General features: G+C 74.8%; 4 protein-coding genes. 1 reads left to right on the top strand and 3 read right to left on the bottom strand.

All coding sequences use genetic code 11. The features are described from left to right. The 3 genes from ACFU7Z_RS35470 to ACFU7Z_RS35460 form a co-directional block, all read right to left on the bottom strand. The coding region (locus tag ACFU7Z_RS35470; protein ID WP_380782119.1) for a serine/threonine-protein kinase at positions 1–813 on the bottom strand (813 nt) is incomplete at its 3' end. Between the two features lie 86 nt (positions 814–899). Beyond that, positions 900–1,457 carry a hypothetical protein gene (locus tag ACFU7Z_RS35465; RefSeq protein WP_380782117.1) on the bottom strand — a complete coding sequence of 186 codons (558 nt, stop codon included), beginning with the start codon at positions 1,455–1,457 and terminating at the stop codon, positions 900–902. Positions 1,458–1,475: 18 nt separating this feature from the next. Next, positions 1,476–3,869 (bottom strand): FHA domain-containing protein, encoded by a 2,394-nt coding sequence (locus tag ACFU7Z_RS35460; RefSeq protein WP_380782115.1) that lies wholly within the window; start codon positions 3,867–3,869, stop codon positions 1,476–1,478. A 179-nt stretch (positions 3,870–4,048) separates the two neighbouring features. Here ACFU7Z_RS35460 and ACFU7Z_RS35455 point away from each other — a divergent pair, with 179 nt between their 5' ends. Then, positions 4,049–5,398, top strand: a complete 1,350-nt coding sequence (locus ACFU7Z_RS35455) for an acyltransferase (RefSeq protein ID WP_074004881.1) — start codon at positions 4,049–4,051, stop codon at positions 5,396–5,398. Positions 5,399–5,471 lie beyond the last annotated feature (73 nt).

Genomic DNA, 5,471 nt, shown 5'->3' with positions numbered 1-5,471 from the left:
GTCCAGGCAGTTCGGGTACCGTTCCCCGGGCGTCTTGGCCAGCGCCCGGGCGACCACCGCCCCGACGGCGGCCGGCAGGTCGGGCCGGTGGTCGCGCAGCGCGGGCGGCGGGTCGTTGAGGTGCGCCCAGAGCAGCGCGAGGTCGCTCTCCCGGCGGAACGGCGGGGCGCCCGCGAGCATCTCGAAGACCACGCAGCCGAGGCCGTACTGGTCGCAGTGCCCGTCCAGCGGCCTGCCGGAGATCTGCTCGGGCGCCGCGTAGTCGAGCGTGCCGACGATCTGGCCGACGGTGGTCAGCCCGCTGAGCGAGAGGGACTTCTTGGTCAGGCCGAAGTCCGCCAGGTACAGGTGCTCGGGGTGCTCGCTGTCCGTCCCGGCGGCGACCAGTACGTTGCCCGGCTTGACGTCCCGGTGCACCAGGCCGTGGTCGTGCGCGGCGTCCAGTGCCGAGGCGATCTGGAGGGCGAACCGGACGGCCCGCCCGACCGGGAACGGGCCGGAGCGGTTGATCAGGGCGCGCAGGTCGCCGCCCTCCACGTAGCGCATCGCGAGGTACAGGATGCCGTCCTGCTCGCCCGCTTCGAACACCGGGATGATGTGCGGGTGGTCGATCGCGGCGGCGGCCTCCGACTCGTGCATGAACCGCTGCCGGAACACCTCGTTGCGGGCCAGCTCGGGGGCGAGCAGCTTGACCGCGACGGTCCGGCCGAGCCGCAGGTCCTTGGCCCGGTAGACCACGGCCATGCCGCCGCGCCCGATCTCGTTCTCCAGCCGGTAGCCGGCGACCCGCCGCCCGACCAGCCCGGCGGGCAGACCGGTGGCGTCCCGCTCGGTGGTATCCCGCTTGGCGGCCTCGCGTGCGGCGGACGGCCGCTCGACGCCGTCGCGCTCGGCGGAGGTCACGGCTCACCGGTCCGGGTGGGGGCGGACGGGCCCTCCGCGGACGGGCCGTGCGAGGGCGCGGGCGCGGGGCTGGGCCGGTCGGTGGCCGCGTACGTCTGGAGCTGGAGCCCGTCGCCGTAGCACCAGCGGTCGTGCACCGGGTCGAACAGCCAGACCGCCTCGCCGTCCACCACCAGGCCGATCCGCAGGCCCCGGGTGCGCTCCCGGAAGGCCCCCAGGTCGAGGGCGCCACCGGCGAGGTCCTCCAGCAGGGCGCGGTAGCGGTCGAGCGCGCCCCCGGCCTCGGCCAGCGCCGGCCGCGGGTCGGCGGTCCGCGCGGGCGGGCCGCCGGCGGCGGGCGGTGGCTGCGGCAGCGCGACCAGCAGGCGGCCGTCCACCCAGGCGGTCCAGCCGTTGGAGCAGAGGATCCGCGCCCAGTCGCCCCGGCGGTCGAGCAGCTGCAGCGGCAGCAGCGCGTCGAGCCGGGCGTCCGGCCGGGCCGGGTCGGGTGCCGCCCAGGAGGCCATCCCGTCCGGCGGGGCGACGTGGGTGGGGCGGAACGCGAGCTCGTCCATGCGGCGGTCGCCCTTCCGCTAGCGCCGCATGATGCTCGGCTCGTGCCGCCGCAGCAGGGCCAGCACCACCAGGCCGTACAGCAGCGAGAGCGCGGGCAGCAGCGTGATGCCCACCAGCCAGCCGGAGCGCTGGTGCCGGAACATCGGGTCGGCGGTGATCGCGTTCGGGAAGATGCCGTGCAGCTCGACGGTGCGCGCCATCGCCGAAAGGCCCCAGCGGGACGGGACCAGCCAGGCGAACTGCTCCAGCCCCGGGACGCCGTGCAGCTTGAGCATCAGGCCGCTGAAGACGATCTGCACCACCGAGAGGAGCACCAGCAGCGGCATGGTGGCCTCCTCCTTGCCCACCAGCGCCGAGACCACCAGGCCGAGCATCATCGCCGAGAAGGCGAGCAGCGCGACCGCGAGGATCAGTTCGGGCAGCTGCGGCATCACCACCCCGGTCGGCACCGCGAAGGAGAGGTCCACCCCGGCCAGGCCGACCACGGTCAGCACCGCGGCCTGGGCCACCGTGACCGTGCCGAGCACCACCACCTTGGAGACCAGGTAGGCCGATCTGGACAGCCCGACCACCCGCTCCCGCCGGTAGATCGCGCGCTCCTTGACCAGCTCGCGCACCGAGTTGGCGGCGCCGGTGAGCAGCCCGCCGATGCAGAGCGTGAGCAGGCAGTTGACGGCGTTGTCGGGGGAGAGCCGGGAGCCGGCCATCGCCCGGCACATCAGGCCGATCACGAAGGGCAGCACCACCATGATGGTGAGGAAGAGCCGGTCGGCGGCCAGCACCGCGGTGTACCGGCGTACCAGGGTGCCCAGTTGGGAGAACCAGCCCTGCGGCTTGCCCCAGTCGATCACGGGAGCGGCGGGAGCGGCGGGAAGGGCGGGCGTGGCCGACGCGGCGGGCTCGTGCGGGGTCGGGTGCGGACGGGGCGACGGCGTCGGCCCGCCCTCGGCCGCCACGTAGCGCGCGTACTGCGGGGAGCCGCGGAACCGCTGCTGCCAGGTGTCGTGGTCCTCGTCCTCGAAGGCCTCGAAGGCCTCCGGCCACTCCTCGTAGCCGAAGAAGCCCAGCGCCTCGCCGGGCGGCCCGTAGTACGCCGTCCGCCCGCCCGGGGCCAGCACCAGCAGCCGGTCGCAGACGCTCAGGCTCAGCACGCTGTGCGTCACCACGACCACCGTCCGGCCGTCGTCGGCGAGCCCCCGCAGCATCCGCATCACCGAGCGCTCCATGCCCGGGTCCAGCCCGGAGGTCGGCTCGTCGAGGAAGAGCAGGGACGGCTTGGTGAGCAGCTCCAGCGCGACGCTGACCCGTTTGCGCTGGCCGCCGGAGAGGCTGGCGATCACCTGGTCGGCGCGGCCGTCCAGGCCCAGTTCGTGGATCACCTCGCGGACCCGGGCCTCCCGCTCGTGCGGCTCGGTGTCGCCGGGGAAGCGCAGCTCGGCGGCGTAGGACAGGGCGCGGTGGACGGTGAGCTGGGTGTGCAGGATGTCGTCCTGCGGCACCAGGCCGATCCGGCGGCGCAGCTCGGCGTAGTCGCGGTAGAGGTCGCGCCCGTCGTACAGCACCGTGCCCTGGTCGGCGGGGCGCAGCCCGGTGAGCGCGTTGAGCAGGGTGGACTTGCCCGCGCCGCTCGGCCCGGCCACCGCGAGCAGCGCCTTCTCGGCGAGCGGGAAGCCGACGTCGTCCAGCAGCACCCGGTGGTCGGGGCCGACCCGGACCACCAGGTGCCGGACGTCCAGGGAGACCTCGCCGGTGTCGGTGTACTCGACCAGCCGGCCGTCGGCCAGGCAGAGCGCGGAGTGGCCGATGCCGACGATGTCCGCCGGGCCGACCGGGGCGCGCTGGACGGGGCGGCCGTTGAGGTAGGTGCCGTTGTGGCTGTCCAGGTCGACGATCTCGTGGCCGCCGTCGGGCAGCGCGCGCAGTTCGGCGTGGTACCGGGAGACCACCAGGTTGTCCAGGACCAGGTCGTTGTCGCGCGAGCGGCCGATCCGGACGGTGCGGCCGAGCAGCCGGTGGACGGCGCTCGGGCGGCGGAAGGTGCCGGAGAGGTGCGGGGCGACCAGCGACGGCCGCTTGTGCGCGGTGGGTGCCGGAAGGCCGGCGAAGGCCGCGGACGGGCCGTCGGCCGGGTCGCCGAAGCGCAGCCGGGTGCCCGGGCCGACCTCCTCGCGGCTGACCCGCCGGCCCTCGTCGTACGTGCCGTTGGTGCTGTCCACGTCCTCCAGCAGCCAGTGCCCTCCGGTGGCGCGCAGGATCGCGTGGTGCCAGGACACCCGGGGGTCGTCCAGGACGATCTCGCTGGTCGGGTCGCGGCCGAGGTGGTAGGCCCGGGTCGGGTCGATCACCCGCGACGCGGTGCCGGTGACCAGGACGAGGGGCGGCGCGGAGGGTGCGCCGGGGCGCTCTCCCATGCTGCGCATTCTATCGCCGTCGCTGTCGCCGCACCGGCCGAAGAGCCCTGCCGGAGTGCGGGATTGGACTGGACCACTGCCTCCGCGCGCCACTATCGTTCGGCGTGCCCGCGGATCGCGCGCCGCCGGAACGCGCCCGCGCGTCACCGGGAGTCGTCGAGTGCTTCGGAACGGAACCCATGAGCATCTGGCCGCAGTTGCGAAGATCCCGGACCGTCCGGGCCGGGCACGCCACCGGCCGGGTGCTGCGCTGCGGGCTGATGGACACCATGCTCGCCGACCTCGCCGTCTCGGTCGTGCTCTGCTTCGAGCACCCGCTGGACGACGACCGGCTCGCCGCCGGCCTGGCCCGGGCGCTGGAGCGGGTGCCGGTCTTCGCCGGAAGGCTGCGCACCGTCGAGGGCGTCCTGGAGGCGGTCTGCGACGACACCGGCGTGCCGTTCGAGGTCTACACCGTGGAGGGCACGCTTGCCGAGGCGATGGGCCGGGCGACGGCGGCCGGCGCCGAACTGGTCGCCCCGCTGGACGCCCCCGCCGCCCGCGACGGCGGCGTCCCGCTGCTCACCGTGCGCCTCACCCGCACGGCCGACGGCGGCACGGTGCTCGGCTGCTCCTGGCACCATGCGATCGGCGACCTGCACAGCTTCATGCTGCTGCTGCGGACCTGGTCCGCGGCGGTCGAGGGCGAACCGCTGCCGAAGGCCGAACTCGTCGACGACCAGGACGAGTTGCTGGCCGAGGTGCTCCCGGACGAGGACTGCGGACGGCCCGGCTTCCGGCTGCCCTCGGCGGCGGAGGCGGAGCTGCTGGCCCGCGAGGTGGCGGTCGGGCCACGCGCCAACCGGATCGTCCAGATCGCCTTCACCGACGCCGAACTGGCCAGGATGCGCGAGGAGTTCGGACTGGCGGCCGGGCGCCGGCTCTCCTCCGGGGATGTGCTCTGCGCCCACCTCCTCAGCACCCTGCGGGAGTTGGACGGGGACGACGCCGAGCGGATGCTGACCGTGCCGGTCAACGCGCGCCGCTGGCTGGGCCTGTCGCCCGCGCTGCTCGGCAACCTCCTCAGCGAGGTCCATCTGCCGCACCGGCCCGAGGAAGGACCGGCGGTGCTCGCGGGCGCACTGCGTACGGCGGTCGAGGAGTTCCCGACCGCGCACCTCAACCTCCGCGCCAACCTGTGGTTCCTGGCCACCCTCGGCCGCTCGCGGCTGCGCGACTGCGTGCCGCTGGGCTTCGACCCGGCGGCGCGCCGGTTCAGCTTCTCCAACTGGAGCGGCTTCGGCGCCTATGCGGTGAGCTTCCAGGGGAAGCGGCCCGTGCTGTTCAGTCCTGCGGCCAACTATCCGATTCCCTGGGTCTGTTGGACGGTCGAGGGGTTCCGGGGCGAGGGCCGGCTGGCCACCGTGGTGCTGCCGGCCCGGCTCGCCGCCCGGGTGCGCGGGGCCGAGGGCCGGGCGGCGCTGCACCGGTTCCGCAGGGCCGGGGACCGGCCGCCCGCCTCGGCCGGGGTGCTGCCCAAGGTGCTCTGAGCCGCCCCGCAGGCGCGGGTGCGAAGGCAGGCCCCGGTGGTGGAAGGGCGCCCACGGGGAGGCCGGTTCCCCG

Source organism: Kitasatospora sp. NPDC057518 (assembly GCF_042802075.1).
Classification (GTDB): domain Bacteria; phylum Actinomycetota; class Actinomycetes; order Streptomycetales; family Streptomycetaceae; genus Kitasatospora.
This window is presented reverse-complemented; position numbering and strand designations above follow the sequence as displayed.